This window comes from Pantoea sp. X-Soil-ISGK-355 (assembly GCF_059730805.1).
In genome coordinates this window covers 3,092,967-3,106,796 of record NZ_AP035971.1, presented here as the reverse complement: position 1 = coordinate 3,106,796, position 13,830 = coordinate 3,092,967, and the positions used below count along the sequence as shown (strand labels likewise).

Annotated in this window: 16 protein-coding genes; 13 read left to right on the top strand and 3 right to left on the bottom strand. The window is 54.9% G+C overall.

Annotated elements, in window-relative coordinates; translation table 11 throughout:
• The first annotated feature begins 387 nt into the window (after positions 1-387).
• From rpoE to acpS, 11 genes are all read left to right on the top strand, one after another.
• Positions 388-963, top strand: coding sequence for an RNA polymerase sigma factor RpoE (rpoE, locus tag AC6I8J_RS14210; RefSeq protein ID WP_013358764.1), 576 nt, complete (start codon positions 388-390; stop codon positions 961-963).
• A 30-nt stretch (positions 964-993) separates the two neighbouring features.
• Positions 994-1,647, top strand: coding sequence for an anti-sigma-E factor RseA (gene rseA / locus AC6I8J_RS14205; protein ID WP_497825495.1), 654 nt, complete (start codon positions 994-996; stop codon positions 1,645-1,647).
• Positions 1,647-2,603 (top strand): sigma-E factor regulatory protein RseB, encoded by a 957-nt coding sequence (rseB, locus tag AC6I8J_RS14200; RefSeq protein ID WP_497825494.1) that lies wholly within the window; start codon positions 1,647-1,649, stop codon positions 2,601-2,603. The genes rseA and rseB overlap by 1 nt, the downstream gene beginning before the upstream one ends.
• Positions 2,600-3,064, top strand: a complete 465-nt coding sequence (gene rseC, locus AC6I8J_RS14195) for a SoxR-reducing system protein RseC (RefSeq protein ID WP_161736179.1) — start codon at positions 2,600-2,602, stop codon at positions 3,062-3,064. The genes rseB and rseC overlap by 4 nt, the downstream gene beginning before the upstream one ends.
• A gap of 218 nt (positions 3,065-3,282) precedes the next feature.
• Positions 3,283-5,082 carry a translation elongation factor 4 gene (gene lepA / locus AC6I8J_RS14190; RefSeq protein WP_033783908.1) on the top strand — a complete coding sequence of 600 codons (1,800 nt, stop codon included), beginning with the start codon at positions 3,283-3,285 and terminating at the stop codon, positions 5,080-5,082.
• A 9-nt stretch (positions 5,083-5,091) separates the two neighbouring features.
• A complete protein-coding gene (gene lepB / locus AC6I8J_RS14185) occupies positions 5,092-6,066 on the top strand; it encodes a signal peptidase I (protein WP_161736180.1) in 975 nt (324 codons plus the stop codon).
• A 131-nt stretch (positions 6,067-6,197) separates the two neighbouring features.
• A complete protein-coding gene (gene rnc / locus AC6I8J_RS14180; protein ID WP_010257656.1) occupies positions 6,198-6,878 on the top strand; it encodes a ribonuclease III in 681 nt (226 codons plus the stop codon).
• Positions 6,879-7,022: 144 nt separating this feature from the next.
• Positions 7,023-7,928, top strand: coding sequence for a GTPase Era (gene era / locus AC6I8J_RS14175; protein WP_161736181.1), 906 nt, complete (start codon positions 7,023-7,025; stop codon positions 7,926-7,928).
• Between the two features lie 4 nt (positions 7,929-7,932).
• A complete protein-coding gene (gene recO / locus AC6I8J_RS14170; RefSeq protein WP_161736182.1) occupies positions 7,933-8,661 on the top strand; it encodes a DNA repair protein RecO in 729 nt (242 codons plus the stop codon).
• A gap of 72 nt (positions 8,662-8,733) precedes the next feature.
• Complete coding sequence (gene pdxJ / locus AC6I8J_RS14165; RefSeq protein ID WP_161736183.1) at positions 8,734-9,465, top strand: pyridoxine 5'-phosphate synthase; 732 nt, start codon at positions 8,734-8,736, stop codon at positions 9,463-9,465.
• A complete protein-coding gene (gene acpS / locus AC6I8J_RS14160) occupies positions 9,465-9,845 on the top strand; it encodes a holo-ACP synthase (RefSeq protein WP_161736184.1) in 381 nt (126 codons plus the stop codon). The genes pdxJ and acpS overlap by 1 nt, the downstream gene beginning before the upstream one ends.
• On the opposite strand, the gene AC6I8J_RS14155 is transcribed toward acpS, so the two are convergent.
• Positions 9,842-10,090 carry a YfhL family 4Fe-4S dicluster ferredoxin gene (locus tag AC6I8J_RS14155; RefSeq protein ID WP_161736185.1) on the bottom strand — a complete coding sequence of 83 codons (249 nt, stop codon included), beginning with the start codon at positions 10,088-10,090 and terminating at the stop codon, positions 9,842-9,844. The two genes, acpS and AC6I8J_RS14155, sit on opposite strands and share 4 nt — an antisense overlap.
• A gap of 55 nt (positions 10,091-10,145) precedes the next feature.
• Positions 10,146-10,985, bottom strand: coding sequence for a MurR/RpiR family transcriptional regulator (locus AC6I8J_RS14150; RefSeq protein WP_150012637.1), 840 nt, complete (start codon positions 10,983-10,985; stop codon positions 10,146-10,148).
• Positions 10,986-11,140: 155 nt separating this feature from the next.
• Between AC6I8J_RS14150 and yfhb the strand changes: the two genes are divergently transcribed.
• Together yfhb and tadA are read left to right on the top strand one after the other, a co-directional pair.
• On the top strand, positions 11,141-11,779 hold the full coding sequence (gene yfhb / locus AC6I8J_RS14145; RefSeq protein ID WP_161736187.1) for a phosphatidylglycerophosphatase C: 639 nt from the start codon (positions 11,141-11,143) through the stop codon (positions 11,777-11,779).
• A gap of 63 nt (positions 11,780-11,842) precedes the next feature.
• The gene (tadA, locus tag AC6I8J_RS14140; protein WP_260059524.1) at positions 11,843-12,334 is read left to right on the top strand and encodes a tRNA adenosine(34) deaminase TadA; all 492 of its coding nucleotides are present in this window, start codon (positions 11,843-11,845) and stop codon (positions 12,332-12,334) included.
• Here tadA and mltF read toward each other — a convergent pair.
• Entirely contained in the window at positions 12,331-13,797 is a 1,467-nt protein-coding gene (gene mltF / locus AC6I8J_RS14135; protein WP_253419680.1) for a membrane-bound lytic murein transglycosylase MltF, read from the bottom strand. The two genes, tadA and mltF, sit on opposite strands and share 4 nt — an antisense overlap.
• Between the last annotated feature and the right edge of the window lie 33 nt (positions 13,798-13,830).

Sequence of the window (13,830 nt, the reverse complement as noted above, 5' to 3'; positions counted from 1 at the left end):
CCAGGCCTGAGCATAAGCGCAACAGGAGGTTCTGTGAAGTATTTTAAACACATGCCACGCGCGTTCATCTGGCTATGATCATAAGTCTTCTATAATCAGTACGTTAAAAACGGGCTGCTTTAACTCTGGTTTTTTATAGCAAACTTATTAAACCTAAAGGATTTAATGATGAAAAAGCTGCTGTCATAGGTTACTCTGCCTGCGATTTACGCTCCTGACACTGAACGAAAACGAACAACCTGTGTTATCTCCATCGGAGCGGTAAATATCACGGCGGGAAGTGAACTTCGCACCACATCACAACTCTAAGCGCATGCTTGCTCAGAACATGAGATGTGCTGGCAGTTACTTTATGCATATGAAAAATTTGGGGAGACATTACCTCGGATGAGCGAGCAGTTAACGGATCAGGTCCTTGTCGAGCGGGTACAGAAGGGAGATCAAAAAGCGTTCAACTTACTGGTGATTCGTTACCAGCATAAAGTGGCGAGTTTGGTTTCACGCTATGTTCCCTCGGGCGACGTGCCTGATGTAGTACAGGAATCGTTTATTAAAGCGTATCGCGCACTGGACTCTTTCCGGGGCGATAGCGCGTTTTATACCTGGCTGTACCGCATTGCGGTAAACACAGCGAAAAATTACCTGGTTGCTCAGGGGCGTCGTCCACCATCCAGTGATGTGGATGCTATTGACGCCGAAAATTTCGAAAGTGCGGGTGCATTAAAAGAAATTTCGAACCCTGAGAACTTAATGTTGTCTGACGAATTGAAACAAATTGTCTTTCGTACCATCGAGGCGCTACCCGAGGACTTGCGTATGGCAATTACCCTCAGGGAACTGGACGGTCTGAGCTATGAAGAGATCGCCGTCATTATGGATTGCCCGGTAGGCACTGTTCGATCACGTATCTTTCGTGCGCGAGAGGCCATTGATAACAAAGTTCAACCGCTTATCCAACGTTAGTGATAACGGCTACTGGAAGGGTACATAGGCATGCAGAAAGAAAAACTTTCCGCTTTAATGGATGGTGAGACCTTAGATAACGAGCTGTTTTCCGCCTTGTCTAAGGACGCAGAACTACAGAAAAGCTGGGCGAGCTATCATCTTATTCGCGATACCATGCGCGGTGATGTGGGTGATGTCCTGCATTTTGATATCTCTGCGCACGTCGCTGCTGCTATCGAAAAAGAACCGTTACGTACGGTTACCACGCTGATCCCTGAAGCTCAGCCAGAACCTTCCCGCTGGGAAAAAATGCCGTTCTGGAAAAAAGCGCGTCCGTGGGCTGCGCAACTGACTCAGGTGGGTGTGGCTGCCTGCGTGTCACTGGCCGTGATCGTGGGTGTTCAGCACTACAACCAGCCGCAGGGTAGCGCCACGCAGACATCTGACTCTCCGGTGTTCAATACGCTGCCGATGATGGGTAAAGCCTCACCGGTGAGCCTGGGCGTGCCGTCTGATGCCTTTGACACGAACAGCTCTAATCAGCAGGTTCAGGATCAGCGTCGTCGCGTGAACGCCATGCTGCAGGACTATGAACTGCAACGCCGGCTGCACGCTGATCAGCTGCAGTTTGAAACCGATGCGCCAAAACAGGCGCAGGTTGATGTTCCCGGAAACCAGTCATTAGGACAGCAGCAGCAGTAATGAAGCCGTTTTGGTATGCTGTTAGCCTGCTGACAGGCAGCCTGTTATGGTCATCTGCCGCCCCGGCGCAAACTACTGCGTCCGGGGCGCTATTGCAGCAGATGGAGCAGGCAAGTCAGAACCTCAACTATGAATTTGCCTATATTAACGTCTCACGCATCGGCATTGAATCGCTGCGCTACCGTCATGCTGTGATCGATAACCGAATATTCGCGCAGCTGTTGCAGATGGACGGGCCACGTCGGGAAGTGATCCAGCGTGGCAACGATATCAGCTACTTCGAACCAGGCCTTGATCCCTTTTCGCTCCCGGGCAATCACATTATTGACGCTTTGCCGTCGGTGATTTTTGCTGACTTCACCAAACTTGCCACTGCCTACGATTTTATTACCGTGGGTCGCTCGCGCATTGCCGATCAGATGTGTGATGTGCTGCGTATCGTGTCTCGCGATGGCACCCGTTACAGCTATGTGGTCTGGCTGGATGTGGATACCAGGCTACCGCTACGTATCGACCTGCTTGATCGTGACGGTGAAACGCTGGAACAGTTCCGCGTTATCAGCTTTGCAGTGGATGAAGGAGTACGCAATCTGATGCAAGGGCTGGAGAAAGCGAATCTGCCACCATCGCTTTCCGTGCCAAAAGGGGACGTGATTACTGTCGCATGGCAGCCAGGCTGGATACCCGCAGGCATGACGCTGGTGTCGCAGAATCGTCGCACGCTGCCGGGGCTGAACAAAAATATTGAGTCGAAGCTCTACAGCGATGGGCTGTTTAGTTTCGCGATCAATGTGACGCCTGCCGATAAAAGCAGCACAACGCAGACATTGCGCACTGGGCGTCGTACGGTCCAGACCGTTGTGCGCAATAATAACGAAATTGCGGTGATCGGCGAATTACCGCCTTCAACCGCAAAACGTATTGCTGACAGCATCGACCTGGGGTCACAAAAATGATGAGAGAATGGGCCACCGTGGTGGCATGGCAGGATGGCATTGCCACACTGCATACCGAAGCAAAAACGTCCTGCAATAGCTGCCAGGCGCGCAAAGGTTGCGGCAGCCATATGCTGAATAAACTCGGTCCGAAGAATGCTCATGTGATGCAGATTGCCAGCAGCAAGCCGCTGCAGCCGGGACAGCGCATTGAGTTAGGCATCAAAGAGAGTAGCCTTCTGGGTTCAGCGCTGCTGGTCTATATGACGCCGCTATTTGGTTTGTTCCTGATTGCCGGACTGTTTCAGTCGCTGTTCAGCAGCGATCTGGCGGCCGCCTGCGGTGCACTGCTGGGTGGCATCGGTGGCTTTATTGTTGCGAAAGGCGTTTCAATGAAATTTGGCGATCGCGAAGCCTTTCAGCCGGTTATTCTGAACATCGCCCTCCCGCCCGATGCGCTGCGTGTTGAAAGCGAAGCGTAATGTACGCCCAGGCCGCGCATCCCGCGGCCTTTGTCCGTTCTGCCTTGCGCAGATATCTGTTTCGCTTCCACCACGTTCCATTCTTTTATGCGCGGCGTTAACAGTGTAATATGCGTCGTCATTAATGAGGCTGACAGGATTGTGGGTAAAGAGCGATCTTCCTGAATGTGTCTGTGCTCAGATTTTCAACTGAATTTTAAGCGAAGATATCCCTATAAATGAAGCACATAAGAAATTTCTCCATCATCGCTCATATCGACCATGGTAAATCTACGCTCTCTGACCGCCTTATTCAGATCTGCGGTGGCCTTTCTGACCGTGAAATGGCTGCGCAGGTTCTTGACTCCATGGATTTGGAGCGTGAGCGTGGCATTACTATCAAAGCACAGAGCGTCACACTCGATTACCACGCGAAAGACGGCGAAACTTACCAGCTCAATTTCATTGATACTCCGGGCCACGTAGACTTCTCTTATGAAGTTTCCCGCTCACTGGCTGCCTGCGAAGGTGCATTGCTGGTGGTGGATGCGGGTCAGGGTGTTGAAGCGCAGACACTGGCGAACTGCTACACCGCGATGGAGATGGATCTGGAAGTAGTGCCGGTTCTGAACAAAATCGACCTGCCTGCTGCCGATCCCGATCGCGCTGCGCAGGAGATTGAAGATATCGTCGGCATCGATGCTGCTGATGCGGTGCGCTGCTCCGCTAAAACCGGCGTCGGCGTTCCGGACGTGCTGGAACGCTTAGTGCGCGATATTCCGCCGCCGGAAGGCGATCCGGAAGGTCCGCTACAGGCGCTGATTATCGATTCCTGGTTTGATAACTATCTGGGCGTTGTCTCGCTGGTGCGTGTAAAAAACGGCACCATGCGTAAAGGTGACAAGATCAAAGTCCTCAGCACCGGTCAGGTTTATAACGCTGACCGCCTGGGTATCTTTACCCCGAAACGTGTCGACCGTAATGAACTGAACTGCGGTGAAGTCGGCTGGCTGGTCTGCGCCATTAAAGATATCCTCGGCGCACCGGTGGGCGATACCCTCACCACCGCTCGCAACCCGGCAGACAAAGCGCTGCCAGGCTTTAAAAAAGTGAAGCCGCAGGTTTATGCCGGTCTGTTCCCGATCAGCTCTGACGATTATGAAGCGTTCCGTGATGCGCTCGGCAAGCTGAGCCTGAACGATGCCTCGCTGTTCTATGAGCCAGAAAGCTCAACGGCGCTGGGCTTTGGTTTCCGCTGTGGCTTCCTCGGTCTGCTGCACATGGAGATCATCCAGGAGCGTCTGGAGCGCGAATACGATCTCGATCTGATTACCACTGCACCGACGGTAGTGTATGAAGTCGTGACCACCGGTGGCGAAATTGTTCATGTCGATAGTCCATCCAAGCTGCCGCCACTGAATAACATCGAAGAGCTGCGTGAGCCGATCGCGGAATGTCACATGCTGCTGCCACAGGAGTATCTGGGCAACGTCATCACGCTCTGTATTGAGAAGCGTGGCGTGCAGACCAACATGGTTTACCACGGCAATCAGGTTGCACTGACGTATGAAATTCCGATGGCAGAAGTGGTTCTCGACTTCTTTGACCGTCTGAAATCCACCTCGCGCGGTTATGCCTCGCTGGATTACAACTTCAAACGTTTCCAGCCTTCAGACATGGTGCGTGTCGACGTACTGATTAACTCTGAACGTGTGGATGCGCTGGCGCTGATTACTCACCGCGACAATGCGCCTTATCGTGGCCGCGATCTGGTTGAGAAAATGAAAGATCTCATCCCGCGCCAGCAGTTTGATATTGCGATTCAGGCTGCCATCGGTAACCACATTATTGCTCGCTCAACGGTTAAACAGCTGCGTAAAAACGTTCTCGCCAAGTGTTATGGCGGTGACGTCAGCCGTAAGAAGAAACTGTTGCAGAAACAGAAAGATGGTAAGAAGCGTATGAAGCAGGTTGGTAACGTTGAGCTGCCACAGGAAGCGTTCCTCGCCATTCTGCATGTCGGTAAGGACAGCAAATAAGGATTTCCAATGGCTAATATGTTCGCCCTGATTCTGGCGATAGCGACGCTGATTACTGGCATCGTCTGGGTAATTGATCGTTTCAAATGGGCACCCGAGCGTCGCGCGAAACAGGCGGCGGCGCAGGCCCAGACCGGTAACGCGCTTGACAGCAAAACGCTGGCGAAAGTCTCTTCACAGCCAGGCTGGGTTGAGACGACCGCCTCCGTGTTCCCGGTGCTGGCCGTGGTTTTCATCGTGCGTTCGTTTATTTACGAACCGTTCCAGATTCCCTCTGGCTCGATGATGCCAACGCTGCTGATTGGCGACTTTATTCTGGTGGAGAAGTTTGCTTACGGCATTAAAGATCCGATTACCCAGACGACGCTGATCCCAACCGGTCAGCCGAAGCGCGGCGACATTGCGGTATTTAAATACCCGAAAGATCCGAGCCTGGATTATATTAAGCGCGTGATTGGCCTGCCAGGCGATAAAGTCATCTATGATCCTTACAGCAAAACGCTAACGGTGAAACCGACCTGTGGTGATGATAAAGCCTGTGACACAGCGTTGGCAGTGACTTATACCGACGTTGAACCAAGCAACTTTATTCAGACTTTTAGCGGCTTTGATGGCAACGAAACCGGCAACGGTTTTTATCAGGTGCCACAGGGCGATACCCTGCGCGGTGGTCTGCGCATGGCAACCCGTAAAGAGACTATCGGTAACGTGACCCATGACATTCTGCTGGTTAACGAAGCGCAGAGTCAGGCGGGCATGTATTATCAGCAGCCGGGTCAGCCGCAGGCGAGCTGGGTCGTGCCGAAAGGGCAATACTTCATGATGGGCGACAACCGTGATAACAGCGCCGACAGCCGTTACTGGGGCTTTGTCCCGGAGCGTAATCTGGTCGGTAAAGCGGTCGCTATCTGGATGAGTTTTGAGAAACAAGAAGGTCAGTGGCCAACCGGCGTGCGATTCAGTCGCATCGGCGGTATCCACTAATAATTTTGTCTGATTAACAGGCAAATCGGGTGGCCTCCTCAGGGAGGCCACTGCACACCAAACGGAACGTGTTGGACTGCCAGCCCCGTTTGGTATGCAGAGTCACAGACGCAACAAAGAACTGGAATCGCATGAACCCCATCCTGATTAACAAGCTTCAGCGCAAACTGGGCTACACTTTTACTCATTCGGAACTGTTACAGCAGGCCCTGACTCACCGCAGCGCCAGCAGCAAGCACAACGAGCGCCTGGAATTTCTGGGCGATTCTATTCTTAGCTATGTGATTGCGAATGCCCTTTATCACCGCTTCCCGCGGGTTGACGAAGGTGACATGAGCCGCATGCGTGCCACGCTGGTGCGCGGCAATACGCTGGCTGAAATGGCACGCGAATTTGATCTTGGCGAGTGCCTGCGCTTAGGGCCGGGTGAGCTGAAAAGCGGCGGTTTCCGTCGCGAATCGATCCTGGCGGATACGGTGGAAGCGCTGATTGGCGGCATCTTCCTCGACAGCAGCATCGAGCGGGTAGAGCAGCTGATCCTCGACTGGTATCAGACGCGCCTGGATGAAATCAGTCCTGGCGACAAACAAAAAGATCCCAAAACGCGCCTGCAGGAGTATCTGCAGGGACGTCATCTGCCGCTGCCAAGTTATCTGGTGGTGCAGGTGCGCGGCGAAGCCCACGATCAGGAATTCACCATTCACTGTCAGGTGAGTGGCATGGCCGAGCCGGTCGTCGGCGTCGGCTCCAGCCGTCGTAAAGCCGAGCAGGCAGCGGCTGAACAGGCACTGATAAAATTAGGTCTCGAATAGGTCTGTCGGGTGACAGTGCCATAACCGGTGCTGAATCAATCACCCTCTGACAGCTCTATCCCGGCGTCAGAAGACGCTGAATGACACATGACTCAAATAGCACTCTTCGGCGCCGCATCAGGCGCTGAACAATTCAGGACTCGAATGAGCGAAAACGTTACTTATTGCGGCTTTGTCGCGATTGTTGGCCGACCGAACGTCGGTAAATCCACCTTACTGAACCAGTTGCTGGGGCAGAAGGTGTCGATCACCTCGCGTAAGCCGCAAACCACGCGCCACCGTATCATGGGCATTCATACTGAGGGCAACTATCAGGCGATTTACGTCGATACCCCCGGACTGCACATGGAAGAGAAGCGCGCCATTAACCGTCTGATGAACCGTGCAGCCAGCAGTTCTATCGGCGACGTAGAGCTGGTGATCTTCGTCGTTGAAGGTACCCGCTGGACGCCAGATGATGAGATGGTGTTAAACAAACTGCGCGACAATAAAGTGCCGGTTGTGCTGGCTGTGAATAAAGTCGACAACATCCAGGATAAAACCATCCTGCTGCCGCATCTGCAGTTCCTGAGCCAGCAGATGAACTTCCTTGATATCGTGCCAGTCTCTGCGGAGAGCGGCAAAAACGTCGATACCATTGCGGCCATTACCCGCAAGCATCTGCCGCAGGCCGATCATCACTTCCCGGAAGATTACATCACCGATCGCTCTCAGCGTTTCATGGCGTCAGAGATGATCCGTGAAAAACTGATGCGCTTCCTGGGCGCTGAACTGCCTTACTCGGTCACCGTGGAGATTGAGCGCTTCGTGACCAACGAACGCGGCGGTTACGACATTCATGGACTGATTCTGGTCGAGCGCGAAGGGCAGAAGAAGATGGTGATTGGCAACAAAGGTGCCAAAATCAAAGTCATCGGAACAGAAGCGCGCAGGGACATGGAAGAGATGTTCGAAGCGAAAGTGCACCTCGAACTGTGGGTGAAAGTGAAATCCGGCTGGGCAGATGACGAACGAGCGCTGCGCAGCCTGGGTTATACAGACGATCTCTGATTCAATGGAAGGCTGGCAACGCGCCTTTGTGCTGCATAGTCGTCCCTTCAGCGAAACCAGCCTGCTGCTCGACCTGTTCAGCGAAAACGAAGGGCGGGTACGGGTGCTGGCCAAGGGCGCACGCTCGCGGCGCTCTCAGCTGAAAGGTGCGTTACAGCCTTTTACCCCGCTGCTGGTTCGCTGGAGCGGGCGCGGGGACGTCAAAACCCTGCGCAATGCTGAAGCGGTGTCGCTGGCCTTACCGCTCAGCGGCATCACGCTCTACTGCGGTCTCTACGTCAATGAGCTGGTCTCGCGCGTATTGCAGCCGGAATCTCCTTTCCAGGAACTTTTCTTCGACTATCTCAACTGCCTTCAGGCATTAGCTTCCACGCACGGCAAGCCCGAACCGGCACTGCGCCGTTTTGAACTGGCGCTGCTCGGTCATCTGGGGTATGGCGTCGACTTCCTGCATTGCGCCGGTAGCGGCGAGCCGGTCAGCGAAGACATGACGTACAGCTACCGTGAAGAGCGCGGTTTTATCGCCAGTCTGGTGGTCAATCAGCGCAGCTTTACCGGCCGTGAGTTGCACGCCCTGTGTGAACGTGAGTTTCCCGATGCCGATACGCTGCGCGCTGCTAAGCGCTTTACCCGCATCGCCCTGAAGCCCTATCTGGGTGGCAAGCCGCTGAAAAGTCAGGAGCTGTTCCGCCAGTTTATCCCGAAGAAAAAGCCCGAACAGGAAGAAGAATAGCGCTGGTCGTACCGCCTGTTTACATTTGCGCGGTACACTCAACATCACGATGGAAAAGAAGTGAGGATGGTCATGGCTGAGTTGCTGTTAGGTGTCAATATCGATCACATTGCCACGGTGCGTAACGCCCGTGGGACAAACTATCCCGATCCGGTGCAGGCGGCGTTCATCGCCGAGCAGGCAGGCGCAGACGGTATTACGGTGCACCTGCGCGAAGATCGCCGTCACATTACCGACCGCGACGTGCGTATCCTGCGTGACACTATCCAGACGCGCATGAATCTGGAGATGGCGGTCACTGATGAGATGATCGGCATCGCCTGCGATATCCAGCCCCATTTCTGCTGTCTGGTGCCCGAAAAGCGTCAGGAAGTGACCACGGAAGGCGGACTGGATGTGGCAGGGCAGCAGGAGAAGATGAACGCGGCTGTACGACTGCTGCGTGATGCGGGCATTCTGGTTTCACTGTTTATTGATGCCGACCACCGCCAGATCGAAGCGGCCGTTGCCACAGGTGCGCCTTATATCGAAATTCACACCGGCGCTTATGCCGAGGCACCAGAGGGACGGGGACGTGACGCGGAGCTGGCACGCATTCGCCATGCCGCCACCTTTGCCGCCAGCCTGGGGCTGAAGGTCAACGCCGGTCACGGTCTGACCTACCACAACGTGTTGCCGATTGCGGCGCTGCCGGAAATGCATGAGCTGAACATCGGCCATGCCATTATCGGTCGTGCGGTGATGAGTGGCCTGCCGGAGGCGGTTAAAGAGATGAAGCAACTGCTGCGTGAAGCCCGCCGCTAATGGCTATTCTGGGACTGGGCAGCGACATCGTTGAGATTGAACGCATCGCCGGGGTGATTGAGCGCTCCGGCGACCGGCTGGCGCGCCGGGTGCTGAGCGAAGCCGAATGGCAGCAGTATCAGGCACACAAGCAGCCGGTGCGCTTTCTCTCCAAGCGGTTTGCAGTCAAAGAGGCGGCAGCAAAAGCCTTTGGCACCGGCATTCGCGGTGGTCTGGCGTTTAATCAGTTTGAAGTTTACAACGATGCGCTGGGTAAACCGGGGTTACGCTTCTTTCAGCATGCAGCTGACGTGGCGGAGAGGCTGGGCGTTAAACACGTTCACGTGACGCTGGCCGATGAGCGTCACTATGCCTGCGCCACAGTCATCATTGAGAGCTAGCCGTGCAGCAGCACGAACTTCTCCCACAGCGCATCGCGTGATTCGGTGTGCTGTGGGTCAGTGATGATGGTGTTGTCGATGGGGCAGACCTGCTGACAGGTTGGCACCTCATAATGCCCGACGCATTCCGTGCAGCGGCTGACATCAATCTCATAGATCGCATCGCCCAGTGAAATCGCCTGGTTCGGGCACTCCGGTTCACACATATCGCAGTTAATGCATCTGGCCGTAATCAACAGCGCCATTTTTCCCACCTGATAACAACAGAAAAAGCGCGGGTATTATACGCGCTGTCGCTGATCAGACCAGCTTTTTCACCAGCGCTTCGCTGTGACGAATATGACTCGACGCACGCTCCGGATCGTTTTGCACCAGCGCCATAAACAGCAGATCGGTCAGCGCCAGCTGTGCGGTGGTCGAAGAGATCGCTGCGCTGCGGGTGCTCTGTTCTTCCGCCACCGTGTAGAGACAATAGCTGGCACTCTGCTGCAGGGTGTTCGGCGTAAAGCCGGTAAACGCCACCACATCGGCGCCCACCTGCACCGCTTCCTGCGCCGCCAGATTAATCTCGCGCCGTTCCCCGGTGTAGGAGATGGCCAGCAGCACATCGCCTGGCCCCATCGCCTGCACGCTGGCCAGCAGGGCGTGCATATCCTGTTCCGCCACTGCATTAATGCCAATCTTCATCAGCTTCCAGGAGAAATCCTTCGCCACCAGGCCCGATGCACCGATGCCGACCAGTAAAATGCGCCGGGCATTTTTCAGCAGCTGTAACACATCGTTGAGCTTCTCTTCGCTATTAATATCCAGCGTGGCGCGAATCGCCGAAAGCTTTTCGGTCAGCAGCTTTTCCCCCACCATTTTAAGCGGGTCGTCGCTGAGGATATGGTTATGCACGGTAATAGCATCCTTGTCCGCCAGTGACTCACTCAGAGCCAGCTTAAGCGCCGGAAAGCCTTTGTATCCCAGCTTCTGAGCAAACTTCACCACGCTCGACTGGCTGACGCCGGACTCTTCCGCCAGCTTTTGCGAACTCAGGTGACGTGCCTTATCGGGTTGCGACAGTAAAAAATCCGCCAGCCGACGCTCGTTCAATGCCAGACGTGGATAAAGCTGGCGAATGCGCAGCAATGAACTCATGCCCAATCCTCGTAATTCAGGGATAATCAGTGAAGAATAAACTATTCATCAGGCATTGTAGTCATCGGAATTAAAAATGACCGTCATCGCCGTACCGCCTGATGATGGCTACACTACTCTTTATCATCCCGGAATCAGCCGTTAAGGAGAGTTGTTTGACCAGGGGAACACAACGTCGCATCGTATTTTTCGACCTCGATGGCACTTTGCATCAGCAGGACATGTTCGGCACCTTTATGCGCTATCTGCTGCGTCGCCGTCCGCTGAATCTGCTGCTGGTGGTGCCGTTACTGCCGGTGGTGGGCATGGGCTTGCTGTTTAAAGGCCGCGCGGCACGCTGGCCCATGAGCCTGCTGCTCTGGTCAATTACCTTTGGCCGCTCCGAGCAGACATTGCTGCGCCTCGAAGCCGAGTTTGCCCAGTGGTTTCGCCTGCGCGTAAAAGCTTTCCCAGTGGTGCAGCAGCGCCTGACGGATTACCTCGGCAGTGATGATGCTGACGTCTGGCTCATCACCGGATCGCCACAGTCATTGGTAGAGCAGGTCTATTACGACTCCGCGTTTCTGCCACGCGTGAAGCTGATTGCCAGTCAGATGCAGCGCGGCTGGGGCGGGCGGGTACTGGCAATGCGCTGCCTCGGCCATGAGAAAGTGGCCCAGCTTGAAGAGAAAATCGGCACGCCGCTACAGCTCTACAGCGGCTATAGCGACAGCAAACAGGACAACCCGCTGCTGTTTTTCTGTCAGCATCGCTGGCGCGTAACACCCGCAGGTGAGCTGCAACAGCTGGAATAAATTTCTAAAGGATCGGTGAGACCGCTATAATGCGCCGCTTTTCTGTCGCCCGGAGTGGTCAGCATGAAACAACAAGATGAATACTGGATGCGCCATGCGCTTGACCTGGCGCGCCGGGCGTGGGAGCAGGGCGAAGTGCCGGTGGGTGCGGTGCTGGTTCAGAATGATCGGGTGATCGGTGAAGGCTGGAACCGGCCCATCGGCCAGCACGATCCGACGGCGCATGCGGAGATTATGGCGTTGCGGCAGGGCGGTAAGGTACTGGAAAATTATCGTCTGCTGGACACCACGCTCTACGTGACGCTGGAGCCGTGCGTGATGTGCGCCGGCGCCATGGTTCACAGCCGCATCAGCCGGCTGATCTATGGTGCGCACGATATTAAAAGTGGGGCGGCGGGGTCGCTGCTGGATGTGCTGGGCCACCCCGGCATGAATCATCAGGTTGAACTGCACAGCGGCGTGCTGGCTGAAGAGTGTGCCGCTATGCTGAGCGACTTCTTCCGTATGCGTCGCGAGCAGAAAAAAGCGCTGCGTCAGGCGCAACGCCAGGATTAATTCATGGCGATCTTTGGTTCGACCGCCGGGTAGCCTTTGGCCAGTTCGGCTTGTGCTTCTTGTGCTTCAGCCTGCTGCGCCAGGCGTTTTTCCTGCTCCTGCAGATAACCCACCAGGCTTAACTGATATTTGCGGATGTTCTCCACATAGTTATAGGCTTCATGCCCACGGGCATAGCCATAAGCCGTCTGGGTGTAGTAACGCTTCTGACTCAGCATGGGCAGACGCAGCTTCACATCCGCCCAGCTGTCCGGATTACCGCCCTGGCGTGCCGTCAGCTTGCGGACGTCAAGCATATGGGCATAACCCATGTTATAAGCCGCCAGCGCAAACCAGATGCGCTCATCTTCCGGGATGGTCTGCGGCACCTTCGCCATCATATCCTGCAGATACTGACTGCCACCGCGAATGCTCTGTTCGGGATCGGTTCGATCGCCCACATCCAGGCTATCAGCGGTGTTACGCGTCAGCATCATCATGCCGCGCACGCCGGTCGGCGAGGTAGCCTGCGGGTTCCAGTGCGACTCCTGATAGGAGATTGCCGCCAGCAGCCGCCAGTCGATGCTGGTGGCGTACTTCTCAAACAGTGGCCTGATGTCGGGCAGCGTATTGTCGATGGCGCGCAGGAACGTGCGCGTATCAACATAGTCAAAGGTGCCGACGTGACCGAGATATTTCTCCTCCAGCCGCGCCATCGCGCCTTCTTCGCCCATACCATTAAAGAAGTCGAGCATTGCTGCATTCAGGCTATCGTCATCGCTGTGCCGCACATACCAGGTTACCGGCTCTTCATCGGTAACATCGAACGCCACCGCCAGCTGCGGATAGATGCGCTGCAACAGTGCAATAGTGACGGAGTCACCAATGGTATAGTCGAGCTTGCCGTCGGCGACCGCTTCCAGCAGAGCTTTAGGACTCTGATCGGTGGAGATCGCCCAGTCCAGATCGGGGAACTGATTGGAACGCGCGCTCTTTAGCGTTGACAGATAGGCCGATCCTGATGCAACCGTCAGCCGCCCCTTTAAGTCACCGAGGTTTTTAGGGCGTGGCTTATCCACGCGATAGACCAGCTGTTGTGAAACGTTGTAGTAACCTGGCCCGGTCTGATAGCGCGTCAGGCGTTCATTGTTGTAGTTCAGGCCAGCGGCCAGCAAATCGGCTTTACCATCGTCAAGGTCATCAAACAGATCGCTCAGGTTAGGACGAACCGTCACCTTCAGTTTGACGCCAAGATAATCGGCGAAGCGTTTTGCCAGCTCATAATCCATACCGGCCGGTAACTGGTTAACTGTGTAGTACGTCAATGGGGAGTTGATGGTACTGACCCGCAGGACTCCCCGTGATTTAATCTGTGAAATCCTGTCCTGCCCACCCCCATACCAGGGAATGGATGGCCACAGCGCTAACGCTAACAGCACGGCAACCAGACCGATAAACAGATAATTAAATTTTAGGCGTTTCAAATAGTTATCTCTCGCTGGCTCTAAGGCCTCTGT

Excerpts from the sequence above, each read along its gene's own strand:
- era (WP_161736181.1), top strand. The coding sequence starts at position 7,023 with ATGAGCGAAAACGTTACTTATTGCGGCTTTGTCGCGATTGTTGGCCGA.
- rpoE (WP_013358764.1), top strand. The coding sequence starts at position 388 with ATGAGCGAGCAGTTAACGGATCAGGTCCTTGTCGAGCGGGTACAGAAG.
- rseA (WP_497825495.1), top strand. The coding sequence starts at position 994 with ATGCAGAAAGAAAAACTTTCCGCTTTAATGGATGGTGAGACCTTAGAT.
- rseB (WP_497825494.1), top strand. The coding sequence starts at position 1,647 with ATGAAGCCGTTTTGGTATGCTGTTAGCCTGCTGACAGGCAGCCTGTTA.
- pdxJ (WP_161736183.1), top strand. The coding sequence starts at position 8,734 with ATGGCTGAGTTGCTGTTAGGTGTCAATATCGATCACATTGCCACGGTG.
- AC6I8J_RS14155 (WP_161736185.1), bottom strand. The coding sequence starts at position 10,090 with ATGGCGCTGTTGATTACGGCCAGATGCATTAACTGCGATATGTGTGAA.
- rnc (WP_010257656.1), top strand. The coding sequence starts at position 6,198 with ATGAACCCCATCCTGATTAACAAGCTTCAGCGCAAACTGGGCTACACT.
- recO (WP_161736182.1), top strand. The coding sequence starts at position 7,933 with ATGGAAGGCTGGCAACGCGCCTTTGTGCTGCATAGTCGTCCCTTCAGC.
- AC6I8J_RS14150 (WP_150012637.1), bottom strand. The coding sequence starts at position 10,985 with ATGAGTTCATTGCTGCGCATTCGCCAGCTTTATCCACGTCTGGCATTG.
- tadA (WP_260059524.1), top strand. The coding sequence starts at position 11,843 with ATGAAACAACAAGATGAATACTGGATGCGCCATGCGCTTGACCTGGCG.
- lepA (WP_033783908.1), top strand. The coding sequence starts at position 3,283 with ATGAAGCACATAAGAAATTTCTCCATCATCGCTCATATCGACCATGGT.
- rseC (WP_161736179.1), top strand. The coding sequence starts at position 2,600 with ATGATGAGAGAATGGGCCACCGTGGTGGCATGGCAGGATGGCATTGCC.
- acpS (WP_161736184.1), top strand. The coding sequence starts at position 9,465 with ATGGCTATTCTGGGACTGGGCAGCGACATCGTTGAGATTGAACGCATC.
- lepB (WP_161736180.1), top strand. The coding sequence starts at position 5,092 with ATGGCTAATATGTTCGCCCTGATTCTGGCGATAGCGACGCTGATTACT.